Annotated in this window: 11 protein-coding genes; 10 read left to right on the top strand and 1 reads right to left on the bottom strand. The window is 42.1% G+C overall.

The features are described from left to right. Nucleotides 1–6: 6 nt before the first annotated feature. The gene (locus DW019_RS11515; protein WP_118443480.1) at nt 7–2,445 is read right to left on the bottom strand and encodes a glycosyl transferase; all 2,439 of its coding nucleotides are present in this window, start codon (nt 2,443–2,445) and stop codon (nt 7–9) included. Nucleotides 2,446–2,960: 515 nt separating this feature from the next. On the opposite strand from DW019_RS11515, the gene DW019_RS11510 reads away from it, so the two are divergent. The 10 genes from DW019_RS11510 to DW019_RS11465 all read left to right on the top strand — a co-directional run bounded on the left by DW019_RS11510 (nt 2,961) and on the right by DW019_RS11465 (nt 15,613). Then, nucleotides 2,961–3,971 carry a LacI family DNA-binding transcriptional regulator gene (locus DW019_RS11510; RefSeq protein WP_118443478.1) on the top strand — a complete coding sequence of 337 codons (1,011 nt, stop codon included), beginning with the start codon at nt 2,961–2,963 and terminating at the stop codon, nt 3,969–3,971. 103 nt (nt 3,972–4,074) lie between these two features. Then, nucleotides 4,075–5,475: a carbohydrate ABC transporter substrate-binding protein gene (locus tag DW019_RS11505; RefSeq protein WP_117479138.1), complete on the top strand. Its 1,401-nt coding sequence runs from the start codon at nt 4,075–4,077 to the stop codon at nt 5,473–5,475. An 87-nt stretch (nt 5,476–5,562) separates the two neighbouring features. Then, entirely contained in the window at nt 5,563–6,540 is a 978-nt protein-coding gene (locus tag DW019_RS11500; RefSeq protein ID WP_118443476.1) for a sugar ABC transporter permease, read from the top strand. Further along, a complete protein-coding gene (locus DW019_RS11495) occupies nt 6,541–7,419 on the top strand; it encodes a carbohydrate ABC transporter permease (protein WP_022377115.1) in 879 nt (292 codons plus the stop codon). A 211-nt stretch (nt 7,420–7,630) separates the two neighbouring features. After that, nucleotides 7,631–8,116, top strand: a complete 486-nt coding sequence (locus DW019_RS11490) for an NAD(P)H-dependent oxidoreductase subunit E (protein WP_022377116.1) — start codon at nt 7,631–7,633, stop codon at nt 8,114–8,116. After that, nucleotides 8,106–9,995 (top strand): NADH-quinone oxidoreductase subunit NuoF, encoded by a 1,890-nt coding sequence (locus DW019_RS11485; protein WP_117479136.1) that lies wholly within the window; start codon nt 8,106–8,108, stop codon nt 9,993–9,995. The genes DW019_RS11490 and DW019_RS11485 overlap by 11 nt, the downstream gene beginning before the upstream one ends. Nucleotides 9,996–9,997: 2 nt before the next feature. Further along, nucleotides 9,998–11,725 (top strand): [FeFe] hydrogenase, group A, encoded by a 1,728-nt coding sequence (locus DW019_RS11480; RefSeq protein WP_118443475.1) that lies wholly within the window; start codon nt 9,998–10,000, stop codon nt 11,723–11,725. A 258-nt stretch (nt 11,726–11,983) separates the two neighbouring features. Then, entirely contained in the window at nt 11,984–13,120 is a 1,137-nt protein-coding gene (locus DW019_RS11475; RefSeq protein ID WP_147353028.1) for an ATP-binding protein, read from the top strand. A 347-nt stretch (nt 13,121–13,467) separates the two neighbouring features. Further along, nucleotides 13,468–14,337, top strand: a complete 870-nt coding sequence (locus DW019_RS11470; RefSeq protein WP_118443473.1) for an AraC family transcriptional regulator — start codon at nt 13,468–13,470, stop codon at nt 14,335–14,337. A gap of 1 nt (nt 14,338) precedes the next feature. Beyond that, nucleotides 14,339–15,613, top strand: a complete 1,275-nt coding sequence (locus DW019_RS11465) for a family 10 glycosylhydrolase (protein ID WP_118443472.1) — start codon at nt 14,339–14,341, stop codon at nt 15,611–15,613. The last annotated feature ends 10 nt before the right edge of the window (nt 15,614–15,623 follow it).

The following is a 15,623-nucleotide window of genomic DNA, read 5'->3' as shown; positions in this document are numbered from 1 at the left end:
TTTTTATTAACCCATTTGTACGGTTACAGAAACTTGTTTTTTGGATGCGTCATACGGAATTACGGTTGTCTGTCCAAGACTTTGTCCGTCAACAATTAATTCCTTTACACCCTTTTCAACATTATCCGGATTCTTTACTTCAATGTTGTATTCAACACCGCGGAATGTACGGGTAATTGTAAAGTCACCAAAGTTTTTCGGAATACATGGGTTTACGCTCAATCCTTTTAATGTTGGCTCAACACCTAAAATGAATTGGGATACATTTAAGAAGGTCCAGGCGGCAGTTCCTGTGAGCCAGCTGTTTTTCGCTTCACCAAATGTCTTAGCATCTTTTCCGGCAATCATCTGGGAATAGACATACGGTTCGGTGCGATGGATTTCACTGATTTCTTCTAAATAAGCCGGGCAGGTTTTGCGGTAAATTTCAAAAGCTCTGTCACCGCGTCCAATCTGTGTTTCAGCAGCGGAAATCCAAGGGTTATTGTGACAGAAGATACCGGCATTTTCTTTGTATCCCGGTGGATAAGAAGAAATTTCGCCAAGGTTTACATAGTATCTTGTATATGGTGGCTGCAAAAGTACAATACCATATTTGGTATCCAGTTTTTCTTTTACGGAATCTAATGCTTTTTTAGCAAGGCCGTTTTCTACGCCGACACCTGCCAGTACACAGAAGCCCTGAGGTTCAATGTAAATCTGTCCCTCTTCGCATTCTTTGGAACCGACTTTGTTGCCGTCTGCGTCGTAAGCACGTAAGAACCATTCGCCGTCCCAACCGCTTTCTTCAATGGCTGCGACCATTTTTTCAACTTCTTCTCTGGCTCTTTTGGCTTCTTCCGGTTTATTAATTGCGTCGCAGAGGTCAGCGTATTCTTTACCGTATTTGACAAACATACCGGCAATAAATACCGATTCAGCAACCGGTCCTTCGCTTGGGCCAAAGGTCTGGAAGGATTCGCCCGGTTCTTTGGAGAAGCAGTTCAAGTTCAGGCAGTCGTTCCAGTCGGCGCGTCCAATCAATGGGAGATTGTGCGGTCCTTTGTGGTTGACTGTGTAGTTAAAGGAGCGTGTCAGATGTTCAAACAAACTTGTTGCCACGCTAAAATCATTATCATAAGGAACGGTTTCGTCCAAAATGGAGAAATCACCGGTTTCACGGATGTAAGCGGAAGTTCCGGCAATCAGCCACAATGGATCATCGTTGAATCCGCTACCGATATCACTGTTTCCTTTTTTTGTTAATGGCTGATACTGGTGGTAAGCACTGCCGTCAGCAAACTGTGTGGATGCGATATCGATGATTCGCTCTCTGGCGCGGTCCGGAATCAGGTGGACAAAGCCAAGCAAATCCTGACAGGAATCACGGAATCCCATACCTCGTCCGATTCCGGACTCATAATAAGAAGCGGAACGCGACATATTAAAGGTAACCATGCACTGATACTGGTTCCAGATATTTACCATGCGGTTTAATTTTTCATCCCCTGACTTCACCGTATAGTGGGAGAGGAGACGGTTCCAATGCTCATTCAATTCGTGGAAGGCATCGCTTACCTGCTCTTTCGTTTGGTATTTGTTAAGCAGTTCGTCTGCCGGTTTTTTGTTAATTACATTTGGTGCTTCAAATTTATCATCCGGGTCATTTTCGCAGTAGCCGAGAACGAATACAAGTGTCTCACATTCACCCGGTTTCAATGTCAGATTAATCTGGTGTGAACCAATCGGATACCAGCCGCTTGCGATCGAATTGGTAGCATTTCCCTGTTCGATGGCAAGAGGGGCTGCAGCACTGCGGTATGCACCAAGAAAGGCGTCGCGGCTTGTATCAAATCCGTCAATATCATGATTTACGGCAAAGACCGCATAATGGTTGCGGCGCTCGCGGTATTCTGTTTTGTGGTAAATGCGGGAGCCGATAATCTCTACTTCTCCGGTATTTAAGTTTCGCTGGAAGTTTGTCATATCATCCATTGCATTCCAGAGACAGAACTCAATATAGGAAAATAAAGTTATGGTGCGCTCGCAATCTGTTGTGTTGGTAATTGTGATTTCATTGATTTCACAATTGTCGTGAACCGGAACAAAAGTCAAAAGATTTGCATTGATTCCATCTTTCTCAGATATAAAGCGGGTGTAACCCATGCCGTGGTGGCATTCATAGGAATCCAAATCTGTTTTGACCGGCATCCAACCGGGATTCCATACGGTATCACCGTCTTTTATATAGAAGTAACGGCCACCCTCATCGTTTGGAATGTTGTTGTAGCGGTAACGTGTCAAGCGCAACAACTTTGCATCTTTATAGAAACTGTACCCGCCACCGGTGTTGGAAATCAAAGAAAAGAAATCCGTGCTGCCTAAATAGTTAATCCAAGGCAGTGGTGTTTTGGGGGTTGTAATCACATATTCACGATTGGCGTCATCAAATTTTCCGAATTTCATAGAACCTCCATTCCGATGCTTTGCAAAGCATCCTTATAATAGTATTAGCATAATGTCCCCAGGCGGAGTGCTCCGCAGCTTTGTTGCACAAATCGCTTCTTCCTCATATTTTGCGGTTATCAAGGTCAACGTTTCTTTCGTGCAAGCACGAAAAATCGTTGACTTTGCAAGCTAGGGGCGAACGCCCCAGGCGGATTGCTCCGCGGCAAAGCCGCTTTCGCAATCCGAAAATATTCGGAATCCGCAGATTTGTTGCACAAATCGCTTCTTCCTCATATTAGGCGGTTACCAAGGTCAACGTCTTTTCCGTGCAAGCACGAAAAATCGTTGACTTTGGTAATCTGGGGCGTTACGAAAACGATTTCGTGATAATTTCATTATATAGGAAGTCAAAGGGAAATGCAAGCGGGATATTTGTGCAATTCCAACAAAAAAAATTAAATTAGTATTGACTCTTTGTGAAAAGTGTGGTACAGTAGACTTACGAAAACGATTACGGAAAACGAGGAATGCTCATGGTATCAATGAAAGACATCTCAGAGACATGCGGTGTATCGATTGCGACAGTAAGCAAAGCATTGAATGGACGCACTGATATAAGTACTTCGACAAAAGAACGGGTGCTTGAGGTGGCTAAGAAGATGGGCTATGTACCAAACTCATCCGCTCGTGCACTGAAGACAAACCGTACCTATAACATTGGAGTGCTATTTGCGGATGAAGCGCGAAGTGGTTTGACCCATTCCTATTTTTCTCCAGTACTTGACAGCTTCCGACAGGGAGTGGAAGAAAAGGGATATGATATAACCTTTTTGGGAAGGCATGTGGGAAAGAGTGAATTGTCCTATAGTGAACATAGCAAATATCGCGGAGTCGATGGTGTGATTGTTGCTTGTGTGGATTTTGAAGCGGAAGAAGTAAAAGAATTGCTTCAAAGTGGTATACCGGTTGTGACAATCGATTATATATTTAATGACAAGGCATGTGTTATGTCGGACAACATTAGAGGAATGGAACAATTGGTTTCTTACATTATACAATGTGGACATAAGAAAATTGCTTATATCCACGGCGCGGATTCTTTTGTTACTAGAAGCCGTATCGGAAGTTTTTTGCGGACGATGAAAAGGTATGGGATAGAAACCGAAGACAGATATATTCGGGAAGGTATTTACCACGCACCGGATGTATCGGCAAAAATTACTCACGAATTATTATCATTGGAAGATAGACCTACTTGTATTGTTTATCCGGATGATTTTTCTTGTATCGGAGGTATTAATGTGATTCGAAGCAAAGGACTTTCGATTCCTAATGATATCTCAGTAGCCGGTTATGACGGACAAAGAATTGCCCACGTGATTGAGCCGAAGATAACGACTTACCGGCAGAATACAGAACAAATCGGAAAAGTCGCAGCAGCAAAGTTGGTAGAGCTGATTGAACAGCCGGAACTGGCACTTGTTGAAAGACTTGATGTACAAGGAGAATTAATACGAGGATGTTCAGTTCTTTCGATGAAATAATAAAAGTTATTCCTTAAAGGAATGACACGAAACTGTTCACAACTTTCATGAAGAAATTTGTGGAAGAATTAAAAAAATCATTATTTTAGGAGGGTATTGATTTATGAGGAAAAAATGGTTAGCGCTGGCATTGTCTATGGCTATGGTAGTTGGTTCAATTACCGGATGTGGCGGAAGTGACAGCAACAAGGATGCAAGTAATTCATCAAAGAGCAACGATTCAGCAAAAGTGGAAACCGTAGCTGATGGTGGCGGAAAAGTTCTTAACATTTATGTTTGGAACACAGAGTTCAAAGAGCGTTTTGAAAAGTATTATCCGGATTACAACAAAGATACACAGAGTATCGGTGATGTAAAAGTTAAATTCGTGACAAACACAAACGAAGGTGGTGTTTATCAGAAGAAACTGGATGCTGCTTTGAAAAAACAGGACAGCGCAAGTGCAGATGACAAAATTGATATGTTCCTCTGCGAGATGGATTATGTAAACAAGTACACGAATACAGACATGGCTCTTGATATTAAATCACTTGGACTTACCGATGATGATTTGAGCCAGATGTATGATTACACAAAACAGGCTGCTACAAAGAGTGATGGTACTCTTCGTGCTGTTTCATGGCAGGGCTGCCCTGGTGGATTTGTTTATCGTCGTTCTATCGCAAAAGAAGTATTTGGAACAGATGATATCGAAAAGATTCAGGAGCAGGTATCTGACTGGGATAAGTTCGCAGCAGCAGCTGAGACTTTGAAGGGCAAAGGATACAAGATGCTTTCCGGTTATGATGATGCACTTCGTGTATACTCAAACAACGTAAGCCAGAAATGTGTAAATGATGAAGGTGTTATCCAGATTGACCCATCCATCGAAAAATGGATTGACACAACAAAAGAGTATACTGACAAAGGTTACAACAACGGAACAAGCCTTTGGGCTGAAGAGTGGACTGCTGACATGGGCAAAGATAGTAAAGTATTTGGTTACTTCATGCCTGCATGGGGCATTAACTTCTCCATGGCAGAAGGATCCGGTGCTAAGAAAAATGATGACGGTACCTTTACACCGGGCGGAAGTTACGGTGACTGGGCTGTAGTAACCGGACCACAGTCATTCAACTGGGGCGGTTCCTTCATCTGTGGAGCAGCTGGAACAGATAATGCAAAATTGGTTGCAGACATCATGAAGAAACTCTGCTGTGACAAAGACATCATGTTCAACATCAGCAAAGACACTTCAGACTTCGTAAACAACAAGGCAGCAAACAAAAAGCTGGAAGAGGAAAATGTAACATCTGACTTCCTTGGTGGACAGTCTCTTGTAAAAGCTTTAAGTTCAGCAGCTGACAACATCAATTGCAGCAACGTATCTCCTTATGACCAGATGTACATCGAAAGCTTGATGGCTAAGATGAAAGATTACTATCAGGGTAAAGTAAGCAAAGAGAAAGCAATTGACAACTTCAAGAACGAGGTAATCAAGAGTTATCCGGATTTGAAAAAATAATGGGTAACAGCTTAGAAACGAATTAGTTTTCTGGCGGGACGGGGTGCCCCTGTCCCGCCATTTTTATCAAAAGGTAAGGGGGATTTTATGGCTGGAAAGAAAGATGTGACGGCGTATAAACGTCCGCACAAATTAAAGTATGGCAAATGGGGCCTGATTTTTATCCTTCCGTTTTTCATTTGCTATGGTATATTTCAGTTATATCCGTTGATTGCAACATTTTATCGAAGCTTTTTTCATGACAAAACGGATATTTTCCTAAATAGTGTATTTGAGTTTGCCGGGTTTGAAAATTATATCGACCTTTTTACCAAATATGATATTGTAAAATATTTTGGTAATACGATGTTATTGTGGCTGCTTGGATTTATTCCGCAGATTATTGTATCATTGCTTTTTGCATCTTGGTTTACTGACATTCGATTAAAATTGAAAGGTACTGGTGCGGTTAAGGTTATTTTGTATTTACCGAATATGCTGATGGCCTCATCCATAGCAGTATTGTTTGGTAAACTATTTGCAGTAACCGGACCAATCAATCATATATTAGGAACGTCCATTCACTTTTTGGAAAATGAGTGGGGCATTCGTTTAATCATTGCCTTTATCAACTTCCTGATGTGGACGGGTAATACGACCATCCTTCTGATGGCAGGTATTATGGGAATTGACCCAGCTCTTTATGAAGCGTCTGCAATTGATGGTGCGAGTGCGAAACAGCAGTTTCGACGGATTACCATGCCGATGCTGAAACCAATTATGTTGTACGTTATGATTACTTCCATGATTGGTGGTTTGCAGTTGTTCGATATTCCGAACCTGATTGTAAACCGTGGTGGTACAAATGGCGTGGCTTCGACTGTTGTTATGGATATCAGTACGAGAATCAACTCATCACAGGGTGACATGGGTGTTGCCGGTGCTGAATCCGTTGTATTGTTCTTGGCTGCCGGTCTGATTGGAATCTTTATGTTCCGTATCATGCAAAGTGATGAGGATAAGGAAATAAAGGCTCATAAAAAAGCAGAACGAAAAGCCAGAAAACAGGCAAAGGGGGTGCAGTAAATGGCAAAATATGCAAATTTGTCAGCGGACGAAATCCGCGGTCACCGTATGCTTGTCTTTCGTCGAACGGTTGCCTATATTGTTTTGATATTGGTATGTATTATCTGTATCTTTCCGTTTGTTATGCTCTTGGTAAATACAACAAAAGATACATCGACATTAAAAACGACATTTAGCCTGCTTCCGGGCGGTGATTTTGTCAGAAACTTTACGAATGCAATTAACGAGACAAAAGTAGCGGTCCTGCATTCGATGTTTAACTCATTAATTGTAGCAGTGATTTCATGTGTTACCAGTGTGTATATTGCGACACTTACTGCTTACGGATTATATGCTTACAATTTCCGCTTAAAAAAGGCAGCATTTGTGTTCATCATGGTTATCCTTATGGTGCCGACACAGGTTTCTGCACTCGGTTTTGTGGAAATGATGGATGCATGGGGAATTAAAGATTCATTTATTCCTTTGATTTTCCCTACCTTGGCATCTCCGGCAGTATTCTTCTTTATCAAACAGTATATGGAGAGTTCACTGCCACTTGAAATTGTGGAAGCCGGTCGAATTGACGGTGGACATGAATTTTACATCTTTAACTTTGTCGTTATGCCGATTTTGAAACCGGCATTGGCGGTGCAGATGATTTTCCAATTTGTTGCTTCTTGGAATAACTATTTCCTGCCACAGTTATTGATGGATAACAGTAGTGAAAATGCTACACTTCCATTGGTTGTGGCAAGTTTGCAGGCAGAAGCTTATCTGACGGATTTGGGCGAGATTTATATGATACTTGGTTTCGCAATTATTCCGTTGATTGTTGTATACTTGTGTCTGTCAAAATTTATTATTCGTGGTGTTGCCCTTGGCTCTGTAAAGGGTTGATGACAATCAGAAAACAAAAAGTGCTTGCGTAGAAATAAAAGTAGGATCGGTGCGATACAGAATTTTTGTATGAGTTCTCTGTATCGCATCGATTTTATTTTATGATAAAAAACTTTACTATTTTGTTAAAGAATGATAAAATTTATCAGTAGGTATAATTATTGGGAAATGAGAATACCAACAATTTTTTTTAGCCGAAAGGAGAAGGAATGTGAACGAACAGCAGCAACAAAAACTGGACGAAATTCTGAAAAAACATGAGTATAAAAGCAATCTTGTGATTGCGATTATGCAGGACGTTCAGAAAGAGTATCACTATCTTCCGGAAGAGGCATTATGTTATATTGCCAAAGAGTTGAAGATGAGTGAGGCGAAGATTTATGGGGTAGCGACATTTTATGAGAACTTTTCTTTGGAACCAAAGGGTAAATTTGTCATTAAAATATGTGACGGTACAGCATGCCATGTACGAAAATCAGTGCCGATTTTGGAAGAGTTTCGTAAAACGCTTGGGGTTACACAAGAAAAGCCAACTTCTGATGATATGCTTTTTACTGTTGAAACAGTATCTTGTCTGGGAGCCTGTGGTCTGGCACCGGTATGTACGGTAAATGACCATGTGCATCCATCCATGACACCCGAAAAGGCGCGGGAACTTATTAAGCAGTTAAAGGAGGAGGCAGCGAATGAAAATTAAGAATCGTGAGGAACTGATTGCGAAGCAAGAGGAATATCGTGCTTCTTTAAATAGTCAGAGAAAACAAATCCTGATTTGTGCCGGAACCGGCTGCGTAGCCGGAGGCTCATTAGAGATTTACGCAAAAATGAAAGATATCATTGAGGGCAAAGGATTGAAATGTGCTCTTGTTCTGGAAAAAGATCCGCATGGAGACAGCATTGGATTAAAAAAGAGCGGCTGTCACGGTTTTTGTGAGATGGGACCGCTTCTTCGTATCGAGCCGATGGGATGGCTGTACATAAAAGTGAGTCTTGATGATTGCGAAGAAATTATCGAAAAATCCATTATTGGAGACGAAGTTATTGACCGTTTGGTGTACAAAGACCAGGAGGGAAATCCATATGTGAAACAGGAGGATATTCCGTTTTACAAGCAGCAGACTCGTATTGCGCTTGAGTACTGCGGACATATTAATGCGGAAAGTATTGCTGAGTATTTGGCTCTTGGCGGCTATAGTGCCGTGGCAAAAGCTTTATTTGATATGACGCCTCAGGGCATTGTCGATGAGATTACGGAGTCCTGCCTGCGTGGACGCGGAGGCGGTGGATTCCCTGCAGGAAGAAAATGGCAGCAGGTGTTAGACCAGAAGGAAGAAGAAAAATATATTGTTTGTAACGGTGACGAGGGTGACCCGGGGGCCTTTATGGATCGTTCCATGATGGAAGGTGAGCCGCATCGTGTGATTGAAGGTATGCTGATTGCTGCGATTGCGACGGGTGCGCATCACGGCTACATTTATGTGCGTGCAGAGTATCCGCTTGCCGTTGAGAGACTTCAGACAGCTATTGATAAGGCAATGGACCGCGGACTGTTAGGAAAAGATATTTTGGGTTCCGGTTTTGATTTTGATTTACATATCAGCCAGGGAGCCGGTGCATTTGTCTGTGGTGAGGGAAGTGCGCTGACAACATCAATTGAAGGAAACCGCGGTATGCCGCGCGTGAAACCACCAAGAACGGTAGAGCATGGTTTGTTTGACAAGCCAACAGTTTTAAATAATGTTGAAACATTTTGTAATGTACCGCCGATTCTGTTAAATGGTGCGAAATGGTATCAGGGCTATGGTCCGGCAAACAACCATGGCACGAAAGCATTTGCCCTTACCGGCAATGTACAGAATACTGGGTTGATTGAGGTACCGATGGGAACGACGCTGCGTGAAGTTATTTTTGATATTGGCGGCGGTGTCAAAGGTGGTGCTTTTAAAGCGGTTCAGATTGGCGGACCATCCGGCGGATGTCTGTGTATCAGTGCGACAGAAGATCATTTGGATATGAAACTGGATTTTGATTCGCTGAAAAAAGTAGGTGCCATGATTGGTTCCGGTGGCCTTGTTGTTATGAATGATAAGAGCTGCATGGTTGAAGTGGCACGTTTCTTTATGAATTTTACCCAGAATGAATCTTGTGGTAAATGTGTGCCGTGCCGTGAGGGAACAAAGCGTATGCTTGAACTGCTTACGGATATCACCGAGGGGCGCGGAACGATGGAGCATATAGAGTTGTTGGAAACATTGGCGGAGACCGTTTCGGCAACGGCACTTTGTGGTCTTGGTAAAACAGCCGCTTCACCGGTTGTATCAACGCTTAAGTATTTTCGTGACGAATACATTGCTCATGTAGTGGATAAAAAATGTCCGGCAGGCCAGTGTAAAGCATTGACAAGCCTTCAGATTGACCCTGAACTTTGTAAGGGCTGTACCAAATGTGCAAGAATGTGTCCGGTAGGTGCAATTTCCGGAAACGTAAAAGAGCCGCATGTGATTGACACGACAAAATGTATTAAATGCGGCGCATGTAAAGATGGATGTAACTTTGGTGCAGTGAAGGAGGTGTAACAATGGCTGAGAAAAAATATATGATAATTGACGGCATTCGTGCCGAGTTTACGGATGAAAAAAATATTTTGCAGGTCATTCATAAAGTGGGGATTCATGTACCGACTTTTTGTTACTATTCGGATATGTCCATTTATGGTGCCTGCCGTATGTGTGTGGTAGAAGATGAGAGAGGAGGTATTATTGCTTCCTGTTCGACGCCGCCGAAAAATAAAATGGTAATTAAAACAAATACCGGTCGTCTGCATGATTACCGTAAGATGATTCTGGAACTTTTACTGGCATCTCATTGCAGAGATTGTACCGTATGTGAGAAAAATGGAAACTGCCGTTTGCAGATGTTAGCTGCCCGCTTCCGTCTGACGGATGTGAGATTTCCGAATACGCATCCGGAGCGGATGATTGACGATTCTTCGCTTTCAATTGTGCGCGACCCAAGCAAATGTATTTTATGTGGTGACTGTGTGCGTATGTGTAACGAAGTGCAGCATGTGGGAGCAATTGATTTTGCAAACCGTGGTGCCAATATGGTTGTCACACCGGCATTTAACCGAAAAATTGCTGAGACAGATTGTGTCAACTGCGGACAGTGTGCAGCCGTTTGTCCGACGGCGGCAATTACCATAAAGAAAGATTTAAAACAAGTTTGGCAGGCTTTGTATGCTCCGAATAAGCGTGTTGTTGCACAGGTTGCACCAGCGGTTCGTGTTGCGATTGGCGAAGAGTTTGGCTTAAAACCAGGCAAAAACTCAATTGGTAAAATTTATACCGCACTTCGTATGTGTGGATTTGATACTGTGTTCGACACAAGTGTAGCAGCTGATTTAACAATTGTGGAAGAGGCAGCAGAGCTTGTACGCAAATTGGAAAATGGCGAAAATACATATCCAAACGGAAATAAATATCCATTATTTACTTCCTGCTGTCCGGGCTGGGTTCGCTTTGTAGAGACAAAACACCGTGACATGCTTCCTTACGTTTCTACGTGCAAATCGCCAATGGAAATGTTTGGGGCGGTAATTAAAGAATACTACAAACCGGCAGATAAAGAAGCCGGCTTAGAAACGGTATCGGTTGCGGTTATGCCGTGTGTAGCAAAGAAATACGAGGCAGCCAGAGACGAATTTAAGCGAAATGATGTGCCGGATGTGGATTATGTAATCACAACCAAAGAACTGATTCTTATGATTAAAGAATTGGGAATCCAGTTTGATGAAATTGAGCCGAGTGCACCGGATATGCCGTTTAGCATTTACTCCGGAGCAGGCGTTATTTTCGGCGTAACCGGTGGTGTGACAGAAGCAGCACTCCGTCATGTGGCGGCACAGGACAATGAGACGATGCGCCAGTTAGAGTATACCGGTATCCGTGGTCTCGAAGGTGTCAAAGTGGCAGAGGTTGAAATCGGCGAAAAAACACTGCGAATCGGCGTTGTAAATGGTCTTGGAAATGCGGATAATCTGCTTGAAAAGATTCGTTCCGGTGAAGAACATTTTGATTTTGTCGAGGTTATGGCGTGTCCATATGGATGTATCGGCGGTGCCGGTCAGCCATTTGGCTATCAGTCCGTCAAACAGGAACGCTCTACCGGAATGTATAAAGCAGACAAATCTGCGATTATTAAACGCTCCGGCGAAAATCCGGTCGTGAGCCAGCTCTACGAAAATGGAGTCTTGAAAGGAAGAAGCCACGAACTTCTGCATGTAAATTATTTGAAAGCGGAAGAGTAAGGAAAAAGTAAGGAAATAGAAAAAGCCCATTCGTCTTGAGAGAGGATAATGTTTGTCTCTTGCGGATGGGCTTTTTGTCGTTGATTCACATTTTGTTATGTGGTAGTATAATAGCATATTGTAAATTTATTATTTGAATTACTAAGATGGTTTTATGAGCGGATTTATTGGTAAAGATATAAGGGGAAAACGATTCTTAGAATTGATGTTCCGGCAGCAGACCGGCATGATAAGCCGGTGTATATTGGTGTTGATCCGATGAAAGGAACTTATCGCAGGGACTACGAGGGGGATTTTCTGTGTTCAGAGGAAGCAGTTCGAGCTATGTTTGCAGATCAGCGAGATGGTGGAACAGATACGGAAGTATTAGATAATATGGGATTGGATGCGTTGAATACAGATACCATTAAGGGGTATCGGATTGTATTTGAACAATTGCATCAAGGACATCCGTGGAATTTACTTGAAAATGATGAATTTTTAATGAAACTGCGGGCCGTTGCCAAGAATAATAAAGGGGAACTGTCTCCGACTATCGCAGGCTTGTTGTTTTTTGGAGATGCTTATCGGATAACAGAAGTATTTCCAAATTATTTTTTAGACTATCGCGAAGAAAGTGAGGATAAATCTGTTAGATGGTTGTTCCGGACACATTCTGATGAAGGAGATTGGAGCGGTAATCTTTATGATTTTTACTATAAAGTAATTAATCGGATTGATGATGATATTGCAGTGCCTTTTGTAAACCGAAAGGATGGATACCGGGTGGATCGTGTAGATGTGCACGCGGCATTAGGAGAGGCTGTGGCAAATGCTTTGGCGCATTCCAACTATTACGAAAGACGAGGTGTGGTTGTCGTTAAAAAGGGAAAAGAGATAACGATTTCAAATCCGGGAACCATACGAATCACAAAAGAGGAATTTTATGCGGGAGGAAATAGCGATCCTAGAAACCCGAATATTTTGAAAATGTTTGGGTTTGTCAATGTTGGTGAGCGTGCCGGCAGTGGAGTTGATAAGATTATGACTGCATGGAAAGAGCAGAACTGGAAAAAACCTGAATTTGATTTTTCGGTTCGCGCAGACCGTGTCACTTTAAAGTTAGAAGTTGGACAGGTTGTATATATTCCGGGGGCAGCAGATTTGCGCGTGGAAGAACAAACGTTAGAACAAAAAATGTCATTGTTGAGTGAAAAAGAAGAAGCCATTCTGCACTATATTTTTGAACGTGGCAGCATAAGTACAGGAAAGGCGGCAGAAGTGTGTGGATATAAGTCAAGAACTTCCGCTAGAAAGGTGATTGATGAGATGGTAGAGAAGGGCTATATCGTGAAAAACGGAAAAGGAGCAAGTGTTCGATATAGTATTTGCGGTGAAAAAGTGGTCAAAAAGTGACCATTTACTGGTCATTTTATAAAAAAGTGGTCATTTACTGGTCAATATCGAACACTTTTGTCAGGTGTGGTGGGATGAGGACAGTTGCTAATCTTTTAGGATTCCAGTAAATCAGTAGAAAGACTTTGTGACTCGTGGGTTTTGAGTACGTCGGTATGTGGCGCTGGTAGTTTCAGTGCCCATACCGTTACGCACTCAATGAACGGGAGTGCCCACGAGACGCGAAGCCTTTCTACTTATTTATGGAACCAAAAAAATTAACACCACCCCCCTTCCCCTTTACTTTTCCAGGCAAACATAGTAAAATATTTTGCATAAAAGCACTCTAGGAGAGAAGGAGATTTAAGATGCAGTTTGACCATCTGTCGTATGGAGATTTTAATCCCCATCTTTTATATATTGGGAAAAAGGTGCCGGAGGTCAGTGGGGAGGACCATAGCCATGACTATTTGGAACTGACTTATATTTTGTCGGGGAAGGCAAGATACTACATAGAAGGAAAAGAATATTTATTGCAGCCGGGGGATTTGTTAGTGGGAAATCCGGGGCTTGTGCATCGTTTTGAACTGCGAAAAGGGGAAAAACCGCCCATTGAAGTGTATATCGGATTAAGTAATTTTCATTTCCAGGATATGCCGCCACAGTCGTTAATTTTGCCGGATGGAGCACCGGTGCTGCGATGTGGGGCAGAGTTGAAGCAGGACTTAAACCAGTTGGTGCAGACAATGATTTCCGAAACCAAAATCCAGCAGAATGGGCAGTATTTCATGATAAAAGCCTATATGGTGCAGATGTTAGTATTGATTCTCAGGCAGATACATGGTGAAGAAAAGCAGGAAAATCATGGATTTGTTTTTGAATCCCGCAGTAAGGGCTATGTGGTAAAACGAATTATTGCGTACATGAATGAGAACTATGCTTCTCATATTTCACTTGACCAGATTGCGGCGAATATGTATCTGAGTCCGGTATATATTTCAAAGATTTTCAAAGAAGAGACGGGAGAGTCGCCGATTCGGTATTTGATAAAAATCCGGCTGGAAAAGGCAAAGGAAATATTAGAAAAAGAAAATTGCGGAAGTGTGCGCAATGTATCGCTGGCTGTGGGATATGAAGATGTGTATTATTTTAGTAAATTATTTAAGAAATATTATGGAATTGCCCCTGTTTACTACAAAAGACAGGCGCAAAAAGAGAGTGGAAAGGAGATAAAATAACGTGAAACATTATAGTTTTCTGCTTATTTTGTTTATGGCACTTTGTTTAAGTTTGGGAAATGGAAACAAAGCGCAGGCAGGTTCTTTGCAGACTAGAGGTGTCTGGGTGTCCTGCTTTGAGTTTGAGGAACTTGGACTGAAAGATAAAACAGAGGCACAGTTTCGTGCCAATGCGAATAAAATATTTGCAACAATTCGGGCGAACGGATGCAATACCGTTTATTTTCATGTAAGGGCTTATGATGATGCAATCTATCCGTCTTCTGTGGCAGGATTTAGTAAGTACATATCTTCGGATGGAAAAGCACCGGGGTATGACCCTTTGAAAATATTGGTTTCTCTTGCACATTCACACAAGTTAAAAATTCATGCATGGATGAATCCGTACCGTGTTTCGTCGACGAAAATTCTTGACCCGGCAAGTGAAACGACAACAGTACGAATTGTCAACCAGGTAAAGGAAATTATTAACCGGTATGCAGTGGATGGCATTCACTTTGATGATTATTTTTATCCGACCAATATAAAAAAATACAAGAAGGTGCCGGCTGCAACACGGCGTCAAAATGTAAATGTGATGGTTCGGAAAGTTTATCAGACGGTAAAGCAGAAAAAGAAATCGTTGAAGTTTGGTATCAGCCCTGCCGGTGATATTACATATTGTGAAAAAATCGGGGCGGATGTCAGGACATGGTTGTCTCAAAGTGGGTATGTGGATTATATAATTCCGCAGATTTATTGGTCGAATAACTATATTATGAGCGGTAAAAAAACAGCATTGTTTAATGAGCGTCTGGCAAAGTGGCGTGAAATTAACAAACGTGACGTACCAATGTATGTGGGGCTTGCCCTTTATAAGACCGGCTATTCATTAAAAGAAGATCCGGGCTGGAAGAAATCATCCGGCAACATTGCCTCACAGATTCGCCAGATTCGAAGTGGTAATACAGAAGGGTATGTATTTTTTGCTTACAAGGACTTGATTCGTTCGGGGGCAGCAAAAGAATTAAAAAAATATTACAAGAAAATCGGCAAAATATCACTGAATAAGAAAAAGAAAAAACTTCGCACCGGTAAAAAATATCGGTTAAAGGCGTCGTTCTGGCCGGCAAACCTACATGGTAAAATCAAGTGGAAATCATCCAATAAAAAGATTGCCAGTGTATCGAAAAAGGGGGTTGTAAAGGCAAAGAAAAAAGGAACAGTCCGCATTTATGCGACTTATGGCACGATGAAAAAATCGTGTAAAATTATTGTGAGGAAGAAAAGAAAGTAAAGGAGAGCAT

The sequence above is a fragment of the Clostridium sp. AF37-5 genome, assembly GCF_003477605.1.
GTDB lineage: Bacteria > Bacillota > Clostridia > Lachnospirales > Lachnospiraceae > Eubacterium_F.
The sequence above is the reverse complement of the archived record's forward strand: the minus strand, read 5'-3'. Positions and strand labels throughout refer to the sequence as shown.

What these genes read in the sequence shown, in the direction of transcription:
- DW019_RS11470 (WP_118443473.1), top strand. Translation starts at nt 13,468, where the DNA reads ATGCAGTTTGACCATCTGTCGTATGGAGATTTTAATCCCCATCTTTTA.
- DW019_RS11515 (WP_118443480.1), bottom strand. Translation starts at nt 2,445, where the DNA reads ATGAAATTCGGAAAATTTGATGACGCCAATCGTGAATATGTGATTACA.
- DW019_RS11495 (WP_022377115.1), top strand. Translation starts at nt 6,541, where the DNA reads ATGGCAAAATATGCAAATTTGTCAGCGGACGAAATCCGCGGTCACCGT.
- DW019_RS11485 (WP_117479136.1), top strand. Translation starts at nt 8,106, where the DNA reads ATGAAAATTAAGAATCGTGAGGAACTGATTGCGAAGCAAGAGGAATAT.
- DW019_RS11480 (WP_118443475.1), top strand. Translation starts at nt 9,998, where the DNA reads ATGGCTGAGAAAAAATATATGATAATTGACGGCATTCGTGCCGAGTTT.
- DW019_RS11510 (WP_118443478.1), top strand. Translation starts at nt 2,961, where the DNA reads ATGGTATCAATGAAAGACATCTCAGAGACATGCGGTGTATCGATTGCG.
- DW019_RS11505 (WP_117479138.1), top strand. Translation starts at nt 4,075, where the DNA reads ATGAGGAAAAAATGGTTAGCGCTGGCATTGTCTATGGCTATGGTAGTT.
- DW019_RS11475 (WP_147353028.1), top strand. Translation starts at nt 11,984, where the DNA reads ATGAAAGGAACTTATCGCAGGGACTACGAGGGGGATTTTCTGTGTTCA.
- DW019_RS11500 (WP_118443476.1), top strand. Translation starts at nt 5,563, where the DNA reads ATGGCTGGAAAGAAAGATGTGACGGCGTATAAACGTCCGCACAAATTA.